A 23,461-nucleotide genomic window follows, 5' to 3' on the forward strand; every position below is an offset into this window, starting at 1 on the left:
TCGATAGGGCCCGACTGACATACGGGTAATCGCGTAGCTCGACATCAGGCAAGGATTTGCCGTGTCGATTACCGGTCCGTTAACCAATTCTCGGTACTAGTCCCTAATCATGACTGTCCGGATCTCTTTCAGGGCCTTTGCCACCACTATCGCCGCCCTCGCGCTGGCCGGGTGCGGTTCCGTCATACCGGCGAGCAGTGGACCAGCGCCTGCAACCGCAAGCGCAGGGTCAAGCGAGCGCACCCAATACACCCGCGCTCCGCAAGGACGCATCGCATCTGCCCCGCAGAGCTTCGCGGCAAGACCGGAAGACGCATCATGCCTCAGCGATCTCAGTGCCGCTGGAGCCCGGTTCAATCCGCTTCCCGACACCTATGCAGGGCCGGGCTGCAACAAGCTTGGCACAGTGCAATTGTCCGCACTTTCGGGCGACGACACACAATTCGGAATCAGCAATATCGGCCCGGTGCAATGCCGTGTCGCCAGCGCCTTTACCAATTGGGCGCGCTTTGGCGTTGACCGCGCCGCGCGCCAGATACTTGGCAGCCCGCTTGCCCGGATCGAGACGATGGGCAGCTACGCCTGCCGCAATGTCGCCGGATCAACGCGGCGTTCAGCCCATGCCAGTGCCGAGGCGATCGACGTGTCCGGGTTTGTACTCGAAGACGGTCGCCGGATCACACTGACCGAAGACTGGAACGGCGGAACTGCTGCCGAACGAGAATTTCTGCGTGTTGTCCATCGCAGCGCTTGCAAGCGCTTTGGCACGGTGCTCGGCCCGGAATACAATCGCGCGCACGAAGATCACTTCCATCTGGAAGGCACCGGCTCAAGCTTCTGCCGTTAGAGCGGTTTCCGCCCGGACGTATCGCGGCCCCAGCATCGGGGGCGATACCGGGGCCGCGTGGGCACCGAGAGGCTATCGGGTAAGGTGCCTCTCAGGAAAGGTGGGGATCGGCGCTGTGGCGAACATAGCCGCCTGAACGCGATGCGTCTGATTCACTGAACTTCGATCTTGGGCTCCAGCTTGGCCTCCAGCCGCAATCGAACGGCTTCGGCAGCATGGCGCGCGCCCAGCTTGTGCATCATGTTGGCCCGGTGAATTTCAACCGTGCGCGGGCTGATTTCCAGTTCCCGCGCTATGACCTTGTTGCTGCTGCCTTCCGAAAGCCATTCGAGCACTTCGCGTTCACGCTCGGAAAGGCTGGCGATACGGTCTCGCGCTTCGATCATGCGACGGCGAGCCTCTCCGAACACCTCGGCTTCTTTCTCGATCCTGGTCAAGCACCGGTCAAAGCGCTCTGCATCCAGCGGCAAAGGCAGGTAATCGAGCGCCCCGGCCTTGATCGCCGAGACGATCCGGTTTGGCGCAGGATCAGTATCCACTGCGATCACCGGCAACCAGATGCCGAGCCGGCTCAGACGATCGAGGATCATCGAGATGCCGCCTTCTTCCGGCGTGTCGCGGGCAATGATGATACCTTCGCGTGGCGGATGGGCCCCAAGTTCGGAGAGGTCCCCGTAAACTTCGGAATGGTGGCCCAGATCAAACCCGACCCGCGCCAATTCGGCCCGGTGGCGGGAGTCTGAATCGATGAAGTGGAGTTGGGCTTTGCGTGTCATGATTTCGGTGGTGACCGCTACCAACCGGTAAATCATCCAGCACTACACCCGATATGGAGCAATGCCCGATCAAAACACACGCAAAATATTCAAATCCCTAGTAAAAATACCTCCGAAACGAACCAGAAAATCCGTAAGTATTCCTCTCTAGGGATAATGTCGGAGCCGGGCGCTTTACCGTTCTTCGAAACGATAATCCGGCAAGGAATAGAACGCCGAGCGCAAGGCATCGCCCCAAGTCGAGGATATCTCGTTGAAGTAGGGATCGTCCTGCGTCACACGGCGCTCGTGGGTCGGCGCAAAATCATCCTTGCCGATCACCAGCAGATCCAGCGGGAGACCCACCGAAAGGTTCGCCTTGAGCGTGGAATCGAACGAAACCATCAACAGCTTCACCGCGTCTTCAAAGCTCATCCCGCGATCGTAGCCGCGAATGATGATGGGACGGCCGTACTTGGTCTCCCCGATCTGGAAGAACGGCGTGTCCCAGCTGGCTTCGATGAAATTGCCTTCGGGGTAGATCATGAACAGACGCGGCTCCATGCCTGCGATCTGTCCGGCGAGGATGATCGAGGCGGTGAACCGGCCGCTGCCCTTGGTGCCATTGGCGGATTGCGCCTCGTCGATGGTCGCGCGCAGCAGGCGTCCGATCTCGGTCGCGACGGTGAACATCGTCTTGCCCTTGATCAGCGTGTTGTTGCGCTCATCGGGTTCCTTGGTGCGTTCTTCCAGCTTGCTGATGACGGCCTGCGTCGTGGCAAGATTTCCTGCCGTCATCACGGCGATCATCCTGTCGCCCGGCACCTGCCAGGAGAACATCTTGCGAAACACGGAAATGTTGTCGACGCCCGAATTGGTGCGGGTGTCGCTCATCAGGACCAGCCCCTTGTCGAGCACCATTCCAACGCAATAGGTCATTCGAGAATCTCCAGATGATCTGGCGCGCAACTATACCGGGCCGACCAGCGCCGAAAGCACAATTGCTATTGGCTTTCCTGTTCCTGCTGCTGCTCCACCGCGACATCAACCGTCAACACTTGTTCGGTGCCGCCGAAGCTGATTCCGGTGACTGGCGCGGCATCGCGATAATCCCTTCCGGTCGCCACCCTGACATAGCGCGGATCGGGGCTGATCCCGTTCGAGATGTCGAACCCGACCCAGCCCAGCCCTTCGATATGCGCTTCAGCCCAGGCGTGGGTCGCTTCCTGCTCGATCCGGTCGTTCATCATCAGATAGCCGCTGACATAGCGCGCCGGTATCCCCGCAAGCCGTGCGGCCCCGATGAAGATATGCGCGTGATCCTGACAAACACCATGCCCGCTCGCCGCCGCTTCTTCCGCCGTGGTGCCAACCTGCGTCTTGCCCGTTTCATAGGTAACGCCGTCGCGAATGCGGGCGGACAGGGCGTGAAGGTAATCCAGCAGCGCATCTTCGCTTGGCGCTGGCAACTCGCGCACGAGCGCCCGCAATTTCGGGCCGGGCTTGGTAAGCCTCGTCTGGCCGAGGAAGCTCCACAGCGGCAGATGGCCCGCGTGGCGGCCGATCACACCCGCATTGTCCTGCGTCTCCACCATGCCGCTGCAGGTAACGGTCACCTCGCTGGCCCCGGAATTGACCCCGATCAGGGTGACCGTGTTGTAATTCTGATCGTCATATTCGAGTTCGAGATGCGCGTTTTCATAGCGCATTTCCCAATTCAGGATTTTCTGACCCTGCGTTTCCTTGGGCGTAAGCCGCAGACGTTGCAGCGCGTGAACCACCGGGGTCGAAAAGGCGTAACGCGTGGTATGACGGATCGCGAGTTTCATTGGGTCCGCCTCATGCCAGAAACCGGTAATCTTCGCCGATGGCCTCGGCGATGGCGGAATTGCGCGCCATGAAATCGATCAGGAATTCGTGCAGGCCCTGATCGAAAATCCGTTCGACGGTCAGATCGCTGATGTGCTTGTCCGCATCCTGCATCAACGCGTTGCACCTGCCTTCACTGCCGTGCATGCGAGCCAGCGCCGCGAGATTGTCGCGCAGCGCGCTGCGGCAAAAGGCGAGGCTGCGCGGGAAACGCTCGTCCAGCACCAGGAATTCGACGATGCCGCGTGCCTCGATCTGCCCCGCGTTGAGCCAACTGTATGCGCTTGCCCCGGCGACAGATCGCAGCACCTGATCCCATTGCCCGGTGTCGAGGCTGGACCCGACATAGGACAGCGATGGCAACAGCAGGTAATATTTCATGTCGAGAATGCGTGCCGTGCTGTCGCCGCGTTCAATGAAGGTACCGGCTCGCGCGAAGTGATAGCCTTCGTTGCGAAGCATCGACCCGTCGAGCGCCCCATGCACCTGAGTGCCGGTGCGGCGCAGCCGCGTCACGACCTGCCCCAGCCCCGATTGCGTCACCGGACGCGCCAGCAGCTTGTCGAGCTTCATCCAGTTTTCGTTGACCGCTTCCCAGACCTGCGTCGAAATCTGGGTGCGCGCCAGCCGGGCATTGGTGCGCACGGCCGAAAACATCTCGCGCACATTGGCAGGGTTCGCCCGGTCGCGCAGGACGAAGTTCCACACCGATTGCCCGTCGTAGGAAACGTGCACCGCTTCGTACTGGGTCTTCAGCCCCAGCGTCGAAATGACCGAGCGCCATTCCTCCTGCGCGGTTTCGACATCGCGGGTCAGGGCCATGCGGAGCCCTGCATCGAGCAGACGCCCGGTGTTTTCCGCCCGTTCGAGATAGCGGAACATCCAGAACAATCCGTTGGCTGTCCGGCCTAGCATGGCGTGTCGCTCCCCATACTAGTCCTTCAGCACCCAGGTGTCCTTGGTGCCGCCCCCTTGCGAGGAATTGACCACCAGCGACCCCTTCTTGAGCGCCACCCGCGTCAGCCCGCCGGGGGTGATATCGATCCCCTCGGGCGAAACCAGCACAAACGGGCGCAAATCGACATGGCGCGGAGCCAGCCCGGCGCGCGTGTAGATCGGGCAGGTCGACAGCGACAGCGTGGGCTGGGCGATGTAGTTCTGCGGGTTGGCCTCCAGCTTGGCCCGGAAGGCACGGATTTCCTTCTTTGTCGCGGTCGGGCCGATCAGCATGCCGTATCCGCCCGAACCGTGCACTTCCTTCACCACCAATTCGTCAAGGTTGTCGAGCACATAGGCTAGGCTGTCCGGATCGGCGCAGCGCCATGTCTGGACATTCGGCAGCAGCGGCTTTTCGCCGGTGTAGAATTCGACGATCTCGGGCATGAAGGAATAGATCGCCTTGTCGTCGGACACGCCCGTTCCCGGCGCGTTTGCGATGGTGATCCCGCCCGAACGGTAGACATCCATGATGCCCGGCACGCCCAGCACGCTGTCCGGCTCGAATGTCAGCGGATCGAGGTAATCGTCATCGACGCGGCGATAGAGCACATCGACCGGCTCGAATCCGCGCGTGGTGCGCATCTGCACGCGCCCGCCGACGACGCGCAGATCGGTGCCTTCGACCAGTTCGGCCCCCATCTGGTCAGCCAAAAAGGCGTGTTCGAAATAGGCCGAATTGTAGATGCCCGGCGTCAACACCGCGACATTCGGCTTGCGCCCACCTGCCGCGTCGAATTTCGGCGGGGCGCAGGCAGCAAGGCTGCGCGCAAGGCGGCGCGGATAATTGGATACCTGCTCCACCGCGACCCGGCTGAACAGGTCGGGGAACATCGCCATCATCGTTTCGCGGTTTTCAAGCATGTAGGACACACCCGAAGGCGTGCGGGCGTTGTCTTCCAGCACGAAGAATTCGTCCGGGCCGGTGCGGACCAGATCGATGCCGACGATATGGGTGTAGATGCCGCCCGGCGGCGTCATTCCCACCATGTTGGGCAGCCATGCCGCATTGTCGCGCAGCAGACGTTCGGGCAGTCGCCCGGCGCGCACGATCTCCTGACGGTGATAGAGATCGTACAGAAAGGAGTTGAGCGCGCGCACACGCTGTTCGATCCCGCGCGTCAGCCGGCGCCATTCGGCCGCGGTGATGATGCGCGGCACCATGTCGAACGGGATCAGCCGTTCTTCCGCCTCATCCTCGCCATAGACGTTGAAGGTGATGCCGGTGCGGCGGAAACTTTCGTCGGCTTCGGAATTCTTGCGCTTGAGGTAGGCGGGTTCCTGTTCCTTGTACCAGGTGCAGTAATCGGCATAGGCCGGACGCGTGTTGCCCGACGGATCGTGCATCTCGTCAAAATTGCCTGATTTTTCGATTGGCTCGCCGGCCATTGATCCCCGCTGTTTTCGCTGCACTTGCGAAGTGACACCATAACCAAGGGAAAGCGAAAGAAAAGGGCAGAAATTCGCCCGAAAAGCAGGGAATTCACCCGAGCTTCGGGCGGTCCAGCTCGTTGAGCACCGTCAGGATCGACTGCGGGGCATAGGTGAAGCCCGAATGGGTGCAGCGCAGGGCTATCGCCCGGTCCCTCTCACCCGGCTTGCCCGCCGCGCTGCGGGGGCCGATCGCGCCGTCATTGGCACTCCACAAGGCGATCGTTTCGACCGGAGGCTTTGCGGCCAGATCGGCTTCGATTGGCGGCGCATCGACGCTGTGCCCGGTGATCGCCTGATACACCCGCCAGACATTGTTCGCGCGCGGGCTTCCGGAAAAGGGCGATCCCATCGTGATCACCTTGGACACGCACAGCGGGTGGCGTTTGGCCAGTTCGCGCGCATAGAGCCCGCCGAGGCTCCAACCGACCAGCGCGACGGGCTCCTCATACCGTTCGACCACGTCAACCAGGCGCGCCTCAAGCCGCTCCATCGCCTCTGCGGCCACGCCCCAGTTGCGCCCAAGACCCCAGCGTTTGCAGCGGTGTCCGGCGGCTTCGAGTTGCTGAGCCATATAGCGCATCCGGTTGGGGCCATGACCGAAACCGGGCAGCAGGATGATCGTCTGCGGGTTCTGCGCCTGCGGAATGTCGATCCTGCGCACCAGCCTGCGCGCAGGCTCGATCAGCAGTTCCAGCTCCCCGGCAAGGCGCAGCAAGGTGGGCTTGCCCTGCTCTTCATCCGGATGGGCTTCTGAGGCGAGCGCGATGCGGCGCGCGATCTCGCTTTCAGCAAGAGCGGCTTTCGACTTTTCCCGGATTGTGTCGCGCAGGTCCATGACGCCCTCTTATGGCCCATTGCCCTGAATATCGGGTGAAGCCGCTGGCGGTGCAATGAAAAAGGGCGGGATCGGCCTCGCCGCCCCGCCCCTTTGGCATCCGGTGTTACCGGCGATCAGCCTTCGCAATCGCCGATACGTTCCTGAACCATGCTCATTTCGATGTTGGCTTCGCCCATGCCGGCAATATTGCCCTGGGTGACAACGTTGATATCGGACTTTGTCGGGCTGACGTTGCCATTCATGGTCATCCGCATCTCGCCGCCCTCGGCCGGGCTGCAAGACATCGCCATTTCGATCTTGCCACCATCAAGGTTGAACTGCTCAATCTTGCAGCTTTCATCCTGCCCCTCGGTCAGCGACTCCTCGAAGCCTTTTTCGGCTTCTTCGGGGGTCAGGCAATACTCGAACGTGTTGTTCATCATCGAGCCCATCATCTCCATCATCTGCGGAGGAGCGCCCGGAATTTCGGCTTTCGAAAGGGTCATGGTGACCTTGTAATTGCCCGGATCGGGACGCAGGTTCGCGCCGTCACGGGCCATTTCGTCGCGCATTTCATCGGCAGAGATGGTGCCATCTCCATCGGCGTCGGCGGTTCCGCTGTCACCACACGCGGCGAGCGCGATGGCCGAACCGAGCGCCAGAAGCGCGAAGCGCGCTGAATATTTCATTGAAAACCCTCCCTCATTGCACAAAGCCTGACGGTAGAGCCGGGATCGGTGCTTCACAAGCCGCAACTTGCCGACCATATCCGCAGTCATGGCAGAACTGGTGATCAGACGCGGATTGGACGAACCCGAAACAGGGGAGGATTTCACCCCGCACCGCCCAGTGCGCCCCGAAAAATCGATGCCGGGCAAGAAATTCAAGCTGGTGTCGGACTATGAACCCGCCGGTGACCAGCCGACCGCGATTGCCGAACTGGTTCAAGGTGCGCGCGATGGCGAGCAGACACAGGTGCTGCTGGGCGTAACCGGTTCGGGCAAGACCTTCACCATGGCCAGCGTCATCCAGGAATTGCAGCGCCCGGCGCTGATCCTTGCGCCCAACAAGATCCTCGCCGCGCAGCTTTATGGCGAGATGAAGAGCTTCTTTCCCGAAAACGCGGTCGAGTATTTCGTCAGCTACTACGACTACTATCAACCCGAAGCCTACGTGCCCCGCTCCGACACCTATATCGAGAAGGAATCGAGCGTGAACGAGGCGATTGACCGGATGCGCCATTCGGCCACCCGCGCGCTGCTCGAACGCGATGACGTGGTGATCGTCGCCTCGGTTTCTTGCCTCTACGGCATCGGCTCGGTCGAAACCTATTCGGCGATGGTGTTCGACATCAAGAAGGACGAGGTCGTCGACCAGCGCGAACTGATCCGCAAGCTGGTGGCGCTGCAATACAAGCGCAACGATGCGGCATTCACGCGCGGATGTTTCCGGGTGCGGGGCGACAATCTGGAACTGTTCCCCAGCCATTATGAAGACATGGCATGGCGCATCAGCTTCTTTGGCGACGAGATTGAAGAGATTGCCGAATTCGATCCGCTGACCGGCAAGACCGGGGCCAAGCTGGACAAGGTGCGGGTTTATGCAAACTCGCACTACGTCACCCCCGGCCCGACGATGAAGCAGGCGAGCGAGGCGATCAAATTCGAACTGGCCGAACGGCTCAAGGAACTGGAGGCCGAGGGCAAGCTGCTCGAACACCAGCGATTGGAACAGCGCACCCACTTCGACCTCGAGATGATCGCGGCAACCGGCAGTTGCAACGGGATCGAGAATTACTCGCGGTTTCTCACCGGACGTCTACCGGGTGAACCGCCGCCGACCCTGTTCGAATACCTGCCCGAAAACGCGCTGCTGTTCGTCGATGAAAGCCACCAGACGGTGCCGCAGATCGGGGCGATGGCGCGCGGGGACCATCGCCGCAAGCTGACGCTGGCCGAATACGGTTTCCGACTGCCGTCCTGCATCGACAACCGCCCGCTGCGGTTCAACGAATGGGACGCAATGCGTCCGCAGACCTTCTGCGTTTCGGCGACTCCCGGAAACTGGGAAATGGAGCAGACCGGCGGTGTCTTTGCCGAACAGGTCATCCGCCCCACCGGCCTGATCGACCCGCCGGTCGAAATCCGGCCGGTCGAAGATCAGGTTCAGGATTGCATCGAGGAATGCAAGGCAACCGCGAAGAAGGGCTATCGCACGCTTGTCACCACGCTGACCAAGCGCATGGCCGAAGACCTCACCGAATTCATGCACGAGGCGGGTGTCCGGGTGCGCTACATGCACTCCGATGTCGAGACGCTGGAACGCATCGAACTGATCCGCGATCTGCGCATGGGCGTGTACGATGTGCTGGTGGGGATCAACCTGCTGCGCGAAGGGCTCGACATTCCCGAATGCGGTCTTGTCTGCATTCTCGACGCGGACAAGGAAGGCTTCCTGCGCTCGGAAACATCACTGGTGCAGACCATCGGGCGCGCGGCGCGCAACGTTGACGGGCGCGTGATCCTTTATGCCGATCGCATCACCGGCAGCATGGAACGCGCCATGGCCGAAACCGACCGTCGCCGCGCCAAGCAGCAGGCCTATAACGAAGAGCACGGCATCACCCCGCAGACCATCAAGCGCAACATCCACGATATCGTCGCGCATTCCGCTGCACAGGACGGGGTGACGGTGGAGATCGAGGAAGGGGTCAACAATCTGGTCGGCCACAATCTGCGCAGCTACATCGAAGACCTCGAAAAGCGGATGCGCGAAGCGGCGGCGAACCTCGAATTCGAGGAAGCCGGACGCTTGCGCGACGAAATCCGGCGGCTGGAGAACGACGAACTCGGCCTGCCCGACGGCGCGAAGAAAGCCCCGATCGTCGGACGCAGCAACGAAGGCAAGCCGGGTACGCGCAAGACGCGCTATGGCAAGACCCGATACAAGAAGATGGGCGGGAAACCTTGACCGGATAGCGGGACTGGTGCCAATCCGCTTGCCATGAAAACACGCATTCTTGCCGCTTTGACGGCTTCGCTGCTTGCCACCACCATGCCCGCTCCGCTGATTGCCGAGGCGCATTCGGAAGGGGCCTCACCATCCGCGACGATCACCCCGCAAACCCGTTCACGCGAACTCGCGGGGACCTTTGGCGGAGTGCGCGTGCCTTACACCGCGACCATCGCCGAAACGATCCTGAGCGGTGATGACGGCAAGCAGGAAGCGGTGATCGTCACCACCTCTTATGTCAAAAGCCCGCGCGACACCTCGCGCCCGGTGTTCTTCATCTACAACGGTGGGCCGGGATCGGGATCGGTGTGGTTGCAGATGGGCGCGTTCGGGCCGAAGCGGGTGGCGATCCCCAGCGATGCGCGCGACGATGGTGCGCCGCCCTATCCGCTGCTCGACAATCCCGACAGCCTGCTCGACGTCGCGGACCTTGTCTTCATCGATCCGCCGGGCACCGGCTTCAGCTATCTCACCAAGGGGACCGATCCGGGCAAATATTACGGGCTGCGGCAGGATGCCCGTGCCGTTGCCGAAGTGATCCGCCGCTGGATCAACGACAACGGCCGCTGGAACAGCCCCAAATACCTCGGCGGGGAAAGCTATGGCACCAGCCGCACCGCGATGGTCGTCGATGAATTGGAAGGCGGCACCTACAATGATGTCGGCCTCAACGGGTTGATCCTGATTTCGACCATCCTCGATTTCGCCGGGCGCGAGCCCACTCCGGGCAATGAGATGGCCTATATCGTCACCCTGCCCAACATGGCGGCAGCGGCGTGGTATCACGGCAAGGTCGAAGCGCCATCGGTCGAAGCCATCGCCGAAGAGGCGCGCCGTTTCGCTATCGGCCCGTTTGCGACCGCGTTGCTGAAGGGGCAGGACCTGCCCGCAGACGAACGCGCGAGCGTGCGGCGCGAGCTTGCTCGCCTGACGGGGCTTTCGGAACAATATCTGGAACAGGCCAACCTGCGTGTCACTTCGCAGCGTTTCTACAAGGAGCTGCTGCGTGATCGCGGGCTGACAATCGGGCGGCTCGATGCGCGCTACACCGGGGTCGATTACGACAACGCCGGGGAAACGCCGGACAGCGACCCCAGCTTCTATGGCATTGACGCAGGCTACACCGCCGCGATCAACGAATGGGCGCGCGAAGGCCTCGGTTTCGAGACGGATCGCGAATACCAGTCAATCGGCAGCCTAGGCGCATCGTGGGACTGGTCTTTGGGCGGCAGGGGCCGCAACGCCTATCTCAACGTCGCGCCCTTCATCGGCCAGGCGATGCGCCAGAATTCGCAGCTCCGCGTGTTCAACGCCCAAGGGTGGTATGATTTTGCCACGCCGTTCTTCGGGGCCGAATATTCGCTCAACCGCTTTGGCATTCCGCAGGATCGGATCACCTACGAATATTATGACGCGGGCCACATGATGTATATCCGCGATGAAGACCGGGCAAAGCTGTCACGCGATCTCAGGGCGTTCATCCGCGCCCGATGAGATACGCAGCAGCGATCGTCCTGCTTGGGGCGCTGGCCGGGTGCCAGCCCCCGCCAACCGACGCCGATCTGGCGCGCGGCATGGCGGAGGAGGAGGCCGTCACGGCATCCGAACCGATCGCCTCCCCCGATTTCGAAGGTGCCGTCTGGGCGCTTAGTCCCAATGTCGAAGGGCGCATCATCTATGGCATTCCGGGCGAAGCGGCGCAGGTAGCGCTCGAGTGCGTCGATGCCGAAAGCCAGTTGCCAAAGCTGGTCATCACCCGGCTTGCCCCCGCCGATGAAGGCGCAGGCGCGATGCTGGCGCTGGTGGGCAATGGCCATATCGGCCGCCTGCCCGTCGATGCGACGGACATGAACGGGCGCAGCGTGTGGCAGGGCACGCATCTGGCCGCGGACAGCCGCTGGGAACCGCTGGCCGGGCCGCGCAAGGTCACTCTGACGGTGCCGGGCGCGGGAATGGTGACGCTGAACCCCAGCCTCGCCGCGTGGGATATGGTGGCGCGGTGCCGGGGCGATGATCCCCCGCCGCAAATAGAACTGCCCGAACCCGAAGCGTCAGCGACGGCCCCGTGATGCGCGTTCGGTGAGCATGTCGGGGGTGAGAACCTGCGGCAATTGCTCGCCTTCCTCACCCGGTTCATACCACAGGTAAAGCGGCACGCCCGCCGCGCCCTGTTCATTCAGGAAGCCGGTGATTTCCTCGTCGCGCACAGTCCAGTCGCCGACCATCGCGATCACCCCTGCCTGTTCGAAGGCATCGTGGGTCGCCTCGCGCTCGATCGCGACGCTTTCGTTGACCTTGCAGGTGACGCACCAGTCGGCGGTGAACCACACGAACACCGGCTTGCCCGAAGCGCGCGCCTCGGCCAGCGCATCGCGGCTGAAGCTGCGCGGGGATAGCAGGCTTTCGCTGGCCGACGCTCCGCCGCCCGCTTCGTAACTGTAAGGCAGCGCAAAGGCGCCGAAGATCAGGAACGGCGCGGCCACCAATCCGAATGCGGGCCACGCCATCTTGCCCGCTTTCTGCAAGCGACCGACTACGGCCAGCGCCAGCAGCACGCCGAACAGCATGACAAGCGCGAACAGCGCAAAGCCCTTGCCCCCAAGCTGCACCGTCAGCCAGATCAGCGCGAGCGTGGTCAGCCCCATCGGGATCGCCATGATCTTGCGGAACCGGTCCATCCACGCCCCCGGCTTGGGCAGCATCCGGCGCAGCGCGGGGACAAAGCCGATCAGAAGAAACGGCAGGGCCAGCCCCAGACCGAGCATGGCAAACAGCATCAAGGCGAGCGGCGTCGGCAGCAGCAAGGCCGCGCCCAGCGCCGCGGCCATGAACGGCCCGGTGCACGGTGTCGCGGCGACCGCGGCCAGCAGCCCGGTGGCAAAGGCACCGCGCCCTGCGCCATTGCCGGTGTCCACGCTCGGCAATTCGAACAATCCGGCGAAATTGGCGGTGATGACGGCGGCCAGCACCAGCAGCGCGATCACCACCGAAGGCTCCTGCAACTGGAACGCCCAGCCGACCTGTTCCCCGGCAGCACGCAGCGCCAGCATGATCCCGCCCAGCGCCACACAGGCCAGCACGACCCCGGCGGTGTAGGCCAATCCTTCGCTGCGCGCCCGATGTTCGTCGGAAGCCTCGCTGCCCCCGGCGCGCGCCAGCGACAGCGCCTTGAGGCTCAGGATCGGGAAGACGCAGGGCATGATGTTGAGGATCAGCCCGCCGATCAGCGCGCCGAGGATCAGCGTCCACAACGGCGGGGTTTCGAGGCCCACAGGTCCTGCGATCAATTCGCCGCCCGTGGGGACATCGCCTTGGACCGCTTCGAACCGCACCCCGGTTTTCGCATCAAAGCCGAGGATGCCCGAAACCGCCTCCGCCTCTCCGGTGCCATATTGGTCAAGCGGCATTTCGACCACCAGAGCATCGCCGGTGCGGCGGAATGTCTGCGCGGCGGCATATTGGACAAGGCCCGTTTGCGAGACAAAGAGGTGCGGCTTGGCCAGCGCGACGCTTTCGGGCAACGGCACAGAAATCCGCAGTATGCCGCCTGAAATCTCGAAGGTGCCGGTTGCATCCAGCAGCGGCGCGATCTCCGCCCGCCAGCGGGCAAAATCTCCGCCCTGCCCGGCAGACAGCACCGCGTCCTGCGGCACACAGATCTTGTCGGTGCAGGCGAGGTATTCGACATGACCCGTGACCTGCGGCAGTCCGTCGATCACCGCGTCATCAGGCACATTCACCGGAACCAGCACCGTATGCGGGCCCTTGTAAATGTGGTTCATGATCGCGCTGTTGGGCAATTGCTGCACCAGCGTTTCAGGCACCGGATACAGCGGTGTGCCCATCTCCCAGCCTTCGGGCAGGTCAAGCTGCAGCTGCATCCCCTGCCCCGCGTCGCCGGGGTTGGACCAGTATCCGTGCCATTCCTCGCTCGACGGGAGGAACCGCAGCGCCAGCATCCATTCCTGTCCGGCGCGCGGCGCGCCATCGGCCAGCAGTTCCACCGCGATGTTGTCATCGCCATAGCGTGCCTCGCGCGGGGTGGCGGAATCCTGCGCCAAAGCTCCGCCTGCCAGCAAGGCAGCCAGAAGAACGGCGAATATCGCCCCCATTCTCGCGAGCCAGATTTCGCGCGATGCAATCCGGATTGCAGCGAAGTCCATTATCTGTGGCTTGCCTCTTTGCGTCAGGTCAACGTAGGAGCGGCACTAGCGGTGCATATGGCTTTCCGCAAAGTCTGGTTGAAGGGTTACCTTGGAAATTATGGCGCAAGCAGATTCAGAAACCCGCGATCTCCTGATCCTTGGCGGCGGCCTTGTCGGCATGGCGCTGGCGCTGGCAGCGGCGAAGCAGGGCATTTCCAGCCATGTTATCGACCGCGCAGACCCTGCCGAACTGACCCGCGAAGGCTTTGACGATCGCGCCACCGCGATCTCGACCGCCAGCTGGCACCTGTTCACCAATATCGGGATCGCCGATTATCTCGAACCCTTTGCCTGCGACATCTCCAGCATCGCGGTGACCGATCAGAACAAGCCGGGGCGGATCGACTTTACCCCGGAACCGCACGAGGGGACGCTGGGCCGGATGTTCCCCAATCGCCGCCTGCGCCTCGCCCTGTTCGAAGCGGCGGCGGAGGAACCGCTGATCAACTGGGTTTCCAAGGCCGAGATCGTCGAACGGCAACGTAGCGAATTCGGCGTGGCGGCGGTGCTTCACGACGGGCGCAAGCTGAAGGGGCGCCTGATGGTCGCCGCCGAAGGCCGCCAGTCGCCCACCCGCGACGAGGCAGGCATCACCATCGCCAAATGGGATTACAAGCACAGCGCGGTGATCGCCGGGCTTACTCACACCAAGCCGCATGACAATGTCGCATGGGAAATCTTCTATCCCGCAGGCCCCTTTGCCCTGCTGCCGATGAACGACGATCCCGATGGCACGCATCGCTGCTCGCTGGTGTGGACTGTGTCGGAGGAGGATGGAAAGGCCGTCACCAAGCTGGGCGACCGCGCGTTTCTGGCCGAGGTGCAGAAACGCATGGGCGACATTCTGGGCGAGATCACCAGCGTCGGCCCGCGTTCAAGCTGGCCGCTGGGGTTCCACCACACCGCCAAGATCACCGCCGAACGGCTGGTGCTGATCGGCGATTCCGCACACGGCCTGCACCCGATTGCCGGCCAGGGGCTGAACCTCGGCCTGCGCGATGTCGGCGCTCTGGTTGAAGTGCTCGCCGATGGCGCAAGGCTCGGGCTGGATCCGGGCGATGCGCAATTGCTCAAAAGGTATGAAAACTGGCGCGGGCTCGACAGCTTCATGGTCGCGCTGGCGACCGACGGGCTTACATGGCTGTTCGGCGTTCCAGGCAAGACCGCAAGCGCGGTGCGGCGCCTCGGCATGTCGGCGGTGCAGCGCACTCCGATGCTCAAGACGTTCTTCATGGATGAAGCGCGCGGTATCTCCGGCGATCTGCCGGAACTGCTGAAAGCCTGAATTAGCCTTCGGGTTGTTCGACCGGGCTTGGCTGACGCACGACATTGCCTGCTCCGTCGCGCAGTCCGCTCTGATCAAGCACCGCCGCCGTCTCGATCACTTCGAGCGCCTGCATCGCGTCGCGAAACCTTTCGGCATCGGCAATCCATGCGTCGGCCTTGTCCGCACCGGGCATCCCGCGAATTTCGTCGATCGCGTTCTGGTAGCGTCCCTGCTCCAGCGCGATGCGCGCGCGCTCAAGCCGCCGTTCGGGCTGGGGTGACGGCGTGCTCTCGCGGCGGATGACGAAGAGTTCGCCCAGTTCCCGCTGCAATCGCGCCCAGCTCATGCCCTCGCGCCGTTGCACGAGATCAGGGCCGAGCCCATCGAGCCGCGCCGTCAGATTGTCGATCCGGATCGGCTCACGCGCGAAATTGATGATGGTGCTGACGGCATTGGGCCATTGATCGCCAAACCGCAGCCGCAGTTGATCGGCGAGATATCCCAGTTCAGCCCCGCGTTCGACCGCACGGCGCGTGGCGAAAGCGATCAGCAGGCCTTCTGCGCGGGCCGCATTGCCTGCTGCCGCCTGTGCCTGAAGATCGAGCCGCGCGAGCCGCTGCTCCGCCGCTGCAAGCCGCTGATCCAGCCCGCCCTGTTGCTCTGCGACATTGCGAACCGCCTGCGCCGCGCCGTTTGCATCGCCGGTTTCCAGAGCGGCCACCGCTTCGGCCAGCGGGCTTGGTGAAGCGGTAACCCCCACACTTGGCGAAGCCGAAGGCTCTGTCACCAGCGGCACATCGGGCAATTCTGCCGCGCCGCTGCTGGAGACGAGCGGCGTCTCATCATCAGCGTTGAGATTGTAGTAGACCACATATCCCGCCAGCGCGCCGCCCGCCAGAAACGAGGCCAGCGCAGCAATAAGCAAGCCCTTTGTAGAGCTCGGCTTCCTGCGGCTGCCATATTTAGATGCCATCAAAAATCCGTATCTTGTGCGACCCACATTGCGAGTTTTTTCCCGTCGAGTTGGGCAAGCATGGTTATAGACACAGGTTTCCTACCATTTCCAGCAAAGCCCGATCATTCGGCGCGGGCGAGACGTGGATAGCGCGCCAGCCCTTACCCGCAGATGAAGCAACCCGTGGGCCGATCACCGCCAGTTCGATCCGGTCGCGCTGCAAGGCCAAACGTCTGCTTTCACGGTCGAATTGCTCTGCCGCAGCCCCCGAATGAAGCAGCACGGTCAGCCCCAGATCATGCAATGGCCGCAGCGGTTCAGGCAGTTCCAGCGCTACATTTTCATAAGCGATCACGGTGTGGATATGTACCCCGGCAGGGGGAAGAAGCGGCACATGTTCCGCCCCGGCAATGCGCAGCAGCCGTGCGGGGGCGGGGATTGCGTCGAGCACTTTCTGCAGCCCGCCACTACCCACACCCGCAATCTCGAACCCCGCTTCGCGTGCGGCATCAGCGGTGGTTTCGCCGACTGCATAGACGGGTTTGTCCTTGAGCCGTTCCAGCGCCTCGCCCCCGTGGCGGATGGCGTTGGCGCTGCCGATCAACAGCGCATCGATCGCGCCGGGATCGGGGCATTCCCAATCGAGCGGGCGTATCTCCGATAGCGGATAGCCAATGGCGTTAAGGCCGATTTCCTGCGCCGCGGCGATTGTGGCGGAAAGCCCCGGTTCGGGCCTTACAACCAGCACATATCCTCTCGCGCGGGGCAATATCACGCCCCGCCGAAATGCGGCCTGATCCCCGGCGTTGCGCGCGCCAGCAGGTCAGCCGCCAGCGCCCTTACCGGCGCGTGATCGAGCGGATCGAACAGGACTTCGCCCTCGACACGTTCGGAACCGTCAGGGCTGAACAGCGCGGCGCGCATCACCAGCCCTTCCCCTCCCGGCTGGCACAGCACCGCAACCGGCGAATGGCAGGTGCCGCCAAGCTGGGCGAGCAGCGCGCGCTCTGCTTCAAGCTCGCAGCGCGTGCCGTGATCGTCGATCGCCGCAAGCGCAGCCTTGGTCGCCTCATCATCGGCGCGGCATTCGATCGCGATCACGCCTTGCGCGGCAGCGGGTATCCATTCGTCCACGGCAAGCGGAGAACCGACTTCGCTCTGCCCCAGCCGCTCCAGCCCCGCAGCGGCAAGGAAAGTCACATCGGCTTCGCCTGCCTCAAGCTTTGCCAGACGGGTCGCGACATTGCCGCGGAACATCACGACGCGGCAGTCAGGGCGCAGATTGAGCAATTGCGATGCCCGCCGCGGAGCAGAGGTGCCGACCACCGCGCCTTGCGGAATATCGGCAATGCTCGCCGCGCCGACCAGCGCATCGCGCCGGTCCGCGCGCGGGAGAAACGCGGCAAAGCAGAATTCCGGCGGCCGGATCGTCTCGACATCCTTGGCCGAATGCACGGCGACATCGATCAGGCCATCACCAAGCCACTGGTCCAGTTCCTTGGTCCACAGCGCCTTGCCACCGATTTCCGCGAGCGGGCGGTCGAGCACTTTGTCCCCGCTGGCAAGGACAGGCACGAGCTCCACCTCATCCTCGGCCCAGCCGTGAGCGGCGCAAAGCCGCTGGCGGGTTTCGATGGCCTGCGCCATCGCAAGCGGAGAATTGCGCGTTCCAAGGCGGATGCGGACGTCGGAATTGGGCGTGTTATTCATGGCTAAGCTTGCCCTAGCCCCCACAGCGACTAGATGGAAGCGCGATGGGATCGGTATCGCACAAGTCTGACGCAGCAATCGTACTGGGAATTGAATCCAGCTGCGATGAAACCGCCGTCGCGCTTGTGACAGCGGACCGGCGCATTCTGGCGCAGCGCATTGCCAGCCAGGAAGCCGAGCATGCACCCTATGGCGGGGTCGTGCCTGAGATTGCCGCGCGTGCCCATGCGCAGCGGCTTGCCCCGATGCTCGAAGCGGTGATGGACGATGCCGGGCTGACGCTGGACCAGGTCGATGCGATTGCCGCCACCGCCGGGCCGGGACTGATCGGCGGAGTGATGGTGGGACTAGTCAGCGGCAAGGCTCTGGCGATGGCGGCGGACAAGCCGCTGATCGCGGTCAACCATCTCGAAGGCCATGCCCTTTCCCCGCGCCTGGCCGATCCTGCACTGGAATTTCCCTATCTCTTGCTGCTGGTTTCGGGCGGGCATTGCCAGATCCTCGGCGTCGAAGGTGTCGGGCAATACCGCCGCCTCGCCACGACGATCGACGATGCGCTGGGCGAAGCCTTCGACAAGACCGCGAAGATCCTTGGCCTTGGTTATCCCGGCGGCCCGGCGGTGGAGCGGCTGGCGCGCGAAGGCGATTCCAAAGCCGTGCCTTTGCCCCGCCCGCTCAAAGGATCGAAGGAACCGCATTTCTCCTTTGCCGGCCTGAAAAGCGCAGTGCTGCGCGCCCATGAAAGCGGCGAACACAAACCCGCCGACATCGCCGCCAGTTTCCAGCAGGCAGCGATTGATTGCCTGATTGACCGGCTGCGGCTCGCGCTGGATCAGGCGGGGACATTCCCCGCGCTCGTCGTCGCAGGCGGTGTCGCCGCGAACCAGAGCGTGCGCGGCGCGCTGGAGGAACTGGCGCAGGCGAACGCGATGCGCTTTGTCGCTCCACCACTTGCGCTGTGCACCGACAATGCCGCAATGATCGCCTGGGCAGGTTGCGAAAGACTGGCGCATGACGCTGATTTCGCAGGCGATCCGCTTGATCTGAAAGCGCGGCCGCGTTGGCCGCTTGATCCGGAAGCGGAAACAGTGCGCGGTGCGGGAGTGAAGGCATGAGCGGAACTGTCGGAGTTATCGGAGCAGGCGCATGGGGCACGGCGCTGGCGCAAATGCTCGCCAGCGACGGGCGCGATGTCCTGATCTGGGCGTTCGAAACCGAAGTCGTCACCGCGATCAACAGCGATCACCGCAATCCGGCCTATCTGCCGTCCGCCGATCTTTCGCCCGCGATCCGGGCAACCGGCGATCTGGGTGAGATGGCCGGGATCGACACAGTACTGGTCGTCACCCCCGCGCAGGTGCTGGGCAAGGTTCTGGGCGGCCTGAGCCAGCCCCCACGCGATCTGGTGCTGTGTTCGAAAGGGATCGAAGCGGGATCGGGCCTGCTGATGAACGATGTCGCCCGCGCCGCCACGCCGGGCAGCGCGATTGCGGTGCTTTCCGGCCCGACATTCGCGCATGAAGTCGCCGCCGGACTGCCCACCGCCGTAACCCTCGCCTGCGAGGGCGGGCGCGAACAGTGGGAACGGCTTTCCCCGGTGATCGCACGGCCCGCTTTTCGTCCCTATTACTCAGACGATGTGACCGGCGCGGAAATCGGCGGTTCGATCAAGAACGTGCTGGCGATCGCCTGCGGCGTGGTTGACGGGCTGGGTCTTGGCCAGAATGCCCGCGCAGCGCTGATCGCGCGCGGCTATGCCGAGATGCTGCGCTTTGGCGAAGCGATGGGCGCGCAGGTCGAAACGCTCAGCGGATTGTGCGGCCTTGGCGATCTGGTGCTGACCTGCTCCTCCACCTCCAGCCGCAATTTCTCGCTCGGCAAGGCATTAGGCGAAGGCCGGAGCGCCGCCGAACTGATGGCAGACCGCACCACCGTGGCCGAAGGCGCGCATACCGCCCCAGTGCTCGCCGCGCTGGCGCACGAACGCGGGATCGCCATGCCGATCACCGCCGCCGTCAACGCTATCCTGAACGGCGCCGCACCCAAGGCCATCGTCGCGCAATTGCTCGCCCGCCCGCTCACCGCCGAATTGCCCGGCGACCAGTCGGACATTTCCTGAGCGTGGCGACCCTGCCCCCAGACAACCCCCGCCCCGACAAGGGCGGAGACGACATGGCCACACTGGCCAAGGGCGGGCGCACCAACACGCTCGGCTTCATCCTGCGCCTGCTGGGGGGCATTCCGTTCCTGTTCGTCGGTTTCCGCCTTTACGGCGTCGACGAAATGGGCCGGTTCGCCGCCGCCTTTGTCGTGATCGAAATCTTCGCGCTGATTTGTTCGCTGGGTGAAAAGCGCGGACTGGCGCAGCGATTGACCGAAGGGGCGGAAGACCACGAAGACACGCCTACGAATCTCGTCTTTGACGGGATGCTGACCTCGCTCGTTTTCTCGATTGCTGCCTGCGCGCTGCTGATCGCGTTTCCGGTGATCATTTTCCCGAGCGGCACCAACAGCGAATTCGACATGTGGATGATCGCGGCGATCCCGGCCTTCGCATTGACCGAGATCCTGCTTGCCGCGCAGGCCTATCGCTATGACATTGCCACAACCGTCCGCGCCCGCGCCGTGGTGGAGCCGTGGACCAAATCGATCCTTGTCGCCGCCTTCTTCTTTATCCCCGCGCTGGCCGGAGGCGGCATCGCACTTGCCTTTCTCGCGGCGATCTATGCCGCGCTGTTCACCGCCGCATGGTCGTTCCTGAAGACCTATGGCCTGCCCAAGGCGTGGCGCCCGCGTCCGCGATATCTGATGAAGATGACGGCCCGCGCCCTGCCGCTGGTGGGTGCGGACGTGATCGAGCGGGGCACGCGGTTGCTTGACGTGTTCCTGCTTGGCCAGTTCACCTCGGCGGGGACCGTCGGCATCTACTGGTTCGCCAAGGAAGTCGTCAGCCTGCCGCAAAAGCTGAAAACCAGTTTCGAGCCGATCCTTTCCCCGGTCATCACCAAGAACCTGAAGATCGGCAACATGGAAGCCATCGCCGCGCAGGTGCGGCAGGTGGGTTTCTGGATCATCGCGCTTCAGGTCGGGATTGCATTGATGCTGGCCATCCCGGGTGAGGCGGTGATGGGGCTTGCCGGGCCGGCGATTGTCGGAGGCACCGGTGCGCTGGCGATCCTGCTGGCGGCAGAGGTGATCGCATCGATGGCGGTCGTGTCCGAAAGCGTGCTGGTCTATATCGCGCGCAAACGAAACCTCGCGATTTCGGTGGGCGTCATCACCCTGCAAGGGGCATTGACGGTGGCGTTCATCCTGCTGGCGCAGCATCTGGGATACAATGAAGGCTTTCAGGCGGCAGGCGCGGCGGGCGCGCTGTTCGTGGCGCTGGCCGTATCCAGTCTGGTCAAGGCGCTGGTGCTGAAGACTTTGCTGAATGCACCCGTATCCAACTGGCGCTGGGCGCTCGTCTATGCCGCTGCCCCGGCGGTGGTGGTGGGCTTCGTCTTCACCGAATTCACCCCCGAATGGGTCGAACTGGCGATCGGCGGTCCGGCGATCCTGTTCGTCTATATGTGGGTCATCTGGAAACGCGGCTTTACCGAGGCGGACAAGGTGCTGTTCCGCAAGAACGCCAATCTGCCCGAAGAAATTCTCGAAGCCGCAGAAAGCACCGCCAAGCCGCGCTGACCCTTGCATTTCCGGGCTTTTCGGGACGCTTCGCACCCCAGCTTACGCAACCCTAACAGCGCGTTCAGTCACGATTAACGCGCCGAGTCGCCCTTTTGCCGCGGGTAAATCACGGGGACTGGATATGCGGCAATTGAAGCGTGCTCACCTGAAAATTTCGGGTGTATTCGTATTGGGTCTGATCATCGCCGGCTGCACGCCGCAGGGCGACATGGCCAGCACCGGCAGCGCGCCGGGCAAGACCTCCGAAGCACCTCCGCCGCCACCACCTCCGCCGCCTCCCCCGCCACCACCGGCAGCAGACGCGAGCACCGTCGTAGTGACGGGATCGCGGGTCCAATCATCCCCCTCACCCCGACGCGGAAACCGCACCGGTGCGGTGCGCGGGAATGCCGAGCTTGCAATGGCTCCCCCGCCACCGGCCTATATCGTTCCGCCCGTCGTCGTCCCGACCGATCCGGGCCGCGAGCAATATGCGGGTGAGGAAGTCTCCCCCGTCAAACTCGTCGCGAACGAGCCCGTCAGCACTTTCAGCGTAGATGTCGACACGGGTGCCTATGCCAACACCCGCCGTTTCCTGACGCAGGGCCAGATGCCGCCACAGGCCGCCGTGCGGACCGAGGAGATGATCAACTATTTCCGCTATGATTACGACCGTCCGCAAAGCCGCGAGGTGCCGTTCAGCGTCACCACCGATGTCGCGAAAACGCCGTGGAACCCGGACACCTATCTGATGCGCATCGGCCTGCGCGGTTATGATATCGACAGCGAGGAACGCCCGCCGGCGAACCTCGTGTTCCTGATGGATGTGTCAGGATCGATGAATTCACCCGACAAGCTGCCGCTGGTGAAGACCGCGCTTTCCGGCCTTGCGGGTGAGCTTGGCCCGCAGGATCGCGTTTCGATCGTGGTCTATGCCGGGGCAGCGGGCCTTGTGCTCGAACCCACCAATGACGTGCGCAAGATCCGCACCGCGCTGGAATCGCTTTCCGCCGGGGGATCGACCGCCGGGGGCGCGGGCCTGCAACTGGCCTACAACATTGCCGAGGACAATTTCATCAAGGGCGGGGTCAACCGCGTCATCCTTGCCACCGATGGCGATTTCAACGTCGGCGTGTCGGACAACAAATCGCTGATCGAAATGATCGAAGGCTATCGTGATCGCGACATCACGCTGACCACGCTCGGCTTTGGCCAGGGCAATTACAACGAGGCGATGATGGAGCAGATCGCCAACAAGGGTAACGGCAATTACGCCTATATCGACAGCGCGCTCGAAGCGAAAAAGGTGCTGGGCGATGAAATGTCATCCACCCTGTTCACCATCGCCAAGGATGTGAAGATCCAGGTCGAATTCAACCCGGCGGTGATCAGCCAATACCGGCTTGTCGGCTATGAAAACCGCGCCCTGCGCGAAGAGGATTTCAACAACGATCAGGTCGATGCAGGCGATATCGGTGCCGGGCATCAGGTCACCGCGATTTACGAAGTCGTGCCCGCCGGAACGAAGGGCTGGATCGCCCCGCGCCGGTATGAAGACCGGCCTTCGGGTGAGGCGCTGCGCCGCATGGCGGAGGCCGCGCATATCAAGCTGCGCTTCAAATTGCCTGACAGCGACACTTCGGAACTTATCGACACGGTTGTGATGAGCGACGCCTTGCTCAACGCCCGCGCTCCGTCTGGCGACTTTGCCTTTGCCGCGGCGGTCGCGGCTTTCGGACAGGTTCTACGCGGCGACGAGCTGATGATGGGCTTCACCCATGACGATATCGGCGCGCTGGCCGGACGGCAGAACAATTTCTGGAGGCAGGAATTCCTCGAGTTGAACCAGCTGGCTGCCGGAATGCGGGGCGGCGGCTGACACCACATGCACAGGGCGCTTTTGCGCCCTGCTCCGCTGCTGCTAA

Annotated in this window: 20 protein-coding genes; 9 read left to right on the forward strand and 11 right to left on the reverse strand. The window is 63.1% G+C overall.

The window, feature by feature from the left end:
• Nucleotides 1-109: 109 nt before the first annotated feature.
• Nucleotides 110-847 (forward strand): extensin-like domain-containing protein, encoded by a 738-nt coding sequence (locus AABA34_RS13240; protein ID WP_034954947.1) that lies wholly within the window; start codon nucleotides 110-112, stop codon nucleotides 845-847.
• A gap of 152 nt (nucleotides 848-999) precedes the next feature.
• Here the strand turns inward: AABA34_RS13240 and AABA34_RS13245 are convergent, their stop codons facing one another.
• The 7 genes from AABA34_RS13245 to AABA34_RS13275 form a co-directional block, all read right to left on the reverse strand.
• Entirely contained in the window at nucleotides 1,000-1,623 is a 624-nt protein-coding gene (locus AABA34_RS13245) for a response regulator transcription factor (RefSeq protein ID WP_034954990.1), read from the reverse strand.
• A gap of 174 nt (nucleotides 1,624-1,797) precedes the next feature.
• Nucleotides 1,798-2,541 (reverse strand): peptidase, encoded by a 744-nt coding sequence (locus AABA34_RS13250; protein WP_034954948.1) that lies wholly within the window; start codon nucleotides 2,539-2,541, stop codon nucleotides 1,798-1,800.
• A 65-nt stretch (nucleotides 2,542-2,606) separates the two neighbouring features.
• Nucleotides 2,607-3,431: a transglutaminase family protein gene (locus AABA34_RS13255; RefSeq protein ID WP_034954950.1), complete on the reverse strand. Its 825-nt coding sequence runs from the start codon at nucleotides 3,429-3,431 to the stop codon at nucleotides 2,607-2,609.
• Between the two features lie 10 nt (nucleotides 3,432-3,441).
• Nucleotides 3,442-4,386: an alpha-E domain-containing protein gene (locus AABA34_RS13260; protein ID WP_338302996.1), complete on the reverse strand. Its 945-nt coding sequence runs from the start codon at nucleotides 4,384-4,386 to the stop codon at nucleotides 3,442-3,444.
• 18 nt (nucleotides 4,387-4,404) lie between these two features.
• Nucleotides 4,405-5,856 (reverse strand): circularly permuted type 2 ATP-grasp protein, encoded by a 1,452-nt coding sequence (locus tag AABA34_RS13265; protein WP_338302997.1) that lies wholly within the window; start codon nucleotides 5,854-5,856, stop codon nucleotides 4,405-4,407.
• A gap of 94 nt (nucleotides 5,857-5,950) precedes the next feature.
• Entirely contained in the window at nucleotides 5,951-6,736 is a 786-nt protein-coding gene (locus tag AABA34_RS13270) for an esterase/lipase family protein (RefSeq protein WP_051699966.1), read from the reverse strand.
• Nucleotides 6,737-6,852: 116 nt separating this feature from the next.
• Complete coding sequence (locus AABA34_RS13275) at nucleotides 6,853-7,407, reverse strand: DUF3617 domain-containing protein (RefSeq protein WP_338302998.1); 555 nt, start codon at nucleotides 7,405-7,407, stop codon at nucleotides 6,853-6,855.
• Between the two features lie 88 nt (nucleotides 7,408-7,495).
• Between AABA34_RS13275 and uvrB the strand changes: the two genes are divergently transcribed.
• Genes uvrB through AABA34_RS13290 form a run of 3 tightly spaced genes read left to right on the forward strand, consistent with a single transcriptional unit; the run spans nucleotide 7,496 to nucleotide 11,799 of the window.
• Complete coding sequence (gene uvrB / locus AABA34_RS13280) at nucleotides 7,496-9,688, forward strand: excinuclease ABC subunit UvrB (RefSeq protein WP_338304744.1); 2,193 nt, start codon at nucleotides 7,496-7,498, stop codon at nucleotides 9,686-9,688.
• 33 nt (nucleotides 9,689-9,721) lie between these two features.
• Entirely contained in the window at nucleotides 9,722-11,224 is a 1,503-nt protein-coding gene (locus AABA34_RS13285) for a S10 family peptidase (RefSeq protein WP_338302999.1), read from the forward strand.
• Nucleotides 11,221-11,799 (forward strand): hypothetical protein, encoded by a 579-nt coding sequence (locus AABA34_RS13290; protein WP_338303000.1) that lies wholly within the window; start codon nucleotides 11,221-11,223, stop codon nucleotides 11,797-11,799. The genes AABA34_RS13285 and AABA34_RS13290 overlap by 4 nt, the downstream gene beginning before the upstream one ends.
• On the opposite strand, the gene AABA34_RS13295 is transcribed toward AABA34_RS13290, so the two are convergent.
• Entirely contained in the window at nucleotides 11,782-13,893 is a 2,112-nt protein-coding gene (locus AABA34_RS13295; RefSeq protein ID WP_338303001.1) for a protein-disulfide reductase DsbD family protein, read from the reverse strand. The two genes, AABA34_RS13290 and AABA34_RS13295, sit on opposite strands and share 18 nt — an antisense overlap.
• Before the next feature lie 100 nt (nucleotides 13,894-13,993).
• Between AABA34_RS13295 and AABA34_RS13300 the strand changes: the two genes are divergently transcribed.
• Nucleotides 13,994-15,220, forward strand: coding sequence for an FAD-dependent monooxygenase (locus AABA34_RS13300; RefSeq protein WP_338303002.1), 1,227 nt, complete (start codon nucleotides 13,994-13,996; stop codon nucleotides 15,218-15,220).
• 1 nt (nucleotide 15,221) lies between these two features.
• Here AABA34_RS13300 and AABA34_RS13305 read toward each other — a convergent pair whose 3' ends face one another.
• The 3 genes from AABA34_RS13305 to hemC all read right to left on the reverse strand — a co-directional run bounded on the left by AABA34_RS13305 (nucleotide 15,222) and on the right by hemC (nucleotide 17,867).
• Nucleotides 15,222-16,175: a hypothetical protein gene (locus AABA34_RS13305; protein WP_338303003.1), complete on the reverse strand. Its 954-nt coding sequence runs from the start codon at nucleotides 16,173-16,175 to the stop codon at nucleotides 15,222-15,224.
• 64 nt (nucleotides 16,176-16,239) lie between these two features.
• Nucleotides 16,240-16,926, reverse strand: coding sequence for a uroporphyrinogen-III synthase (locus AABA34_RS13310; protein ID WP_338303004.1), 687 nt, complete (start codon nucleotides 16,924-16,926; stop codon nucleotides 16,240-16,242).
• A 2-nt stretch (nucleotides 16,927-16,928) separates the two neighbouring features.
• Nucleotides 16,929-17,867 (reverse strand): hydroxymethylbilane synthase, encoded by a 939-nt coding sequence (gene hemC, locus AABA34_RS13315; protein ID WP_338303005.1) that lies wholly within the window; start codon nucleotides 17,865-17,867, stop codon nucleotides 16,929-16,931.
• A 44-nt stretch (nucleotides 17,868-17,911) separates the two neighbouring features.
• Here hemC and tsaD point away from each other — a divergent pair, with 44 nt between their 5' ends.
• From tsaD to AABA34_RS13335, 4 genes are all read left to right on the forward strand, one after another.
• Complete coding sequence (gene tsaD, locus AABA34_RS13320; RefSeq protein WP_338303006.1) at nucleotides 17,912-18,982, forward strand: tRNA (adenosine(37)-N6)-threonylcarbamoyltransferase complex transferase subunit TsaD; 1,071 nt, start codon at nucleotides 17,912-17,914, stop codon at nucleotides 18,980-18,982.
• A complete protein-coding gene (locus AABA34_RS13325; protein ID WP_338303007.1) occupies nucleotides 18,979-19,986 on the forward strand; it encodes an NAD(P)H-dependent glycerol-3-phosphate dehydrogenase in 1,008 nt (335 codons plus the stop codon). Before tsaD ends, AABA34_RS13325 begins: the two co-directional genes overlap by 4 nt.
• A gap of 53 nt (nucleotides 19,987-20,039) precedes the next feature.
• Complete coding sequence (locus tag AABA34_RS13330) at nucleotides 20,040-21,554, forward strand: lipopolysaccharide biosynthesis protein (protein ID WP_338303008.1); 1,515 nt, start codon at nucleotides 20,040-20,042, stop codon at nucleotides 21,552-21,554.
• A gap of 124 nt (nucleotides 21,555-21,678) precedes the next feature.
• Nucleotides 21,679-23,415, forward strand: a complete 1,737-nt coding sequence (locus AABA34_RS13335; protein WP_445083736.1) for a vWA domain-containing protein — start codon at nucleotides 21,679-21,681, stop codon at nucleotides 23,413-23,415.
• Nucleotides 23,416-23,461: the final 46 nt, after the last annotated feature.

It is taken from the genome of Erythrobacter sp. Dej080120_24 (genome assembly GCF_036322605.1).
Taxonomy (GTDB): domain Bacteria; phylum Pseudomonadota; class Alphaproteobacteria; order Sphingomonadales; family Sphingomonadaceae; genus Erythrobacter; species Erythrobacter aurantius.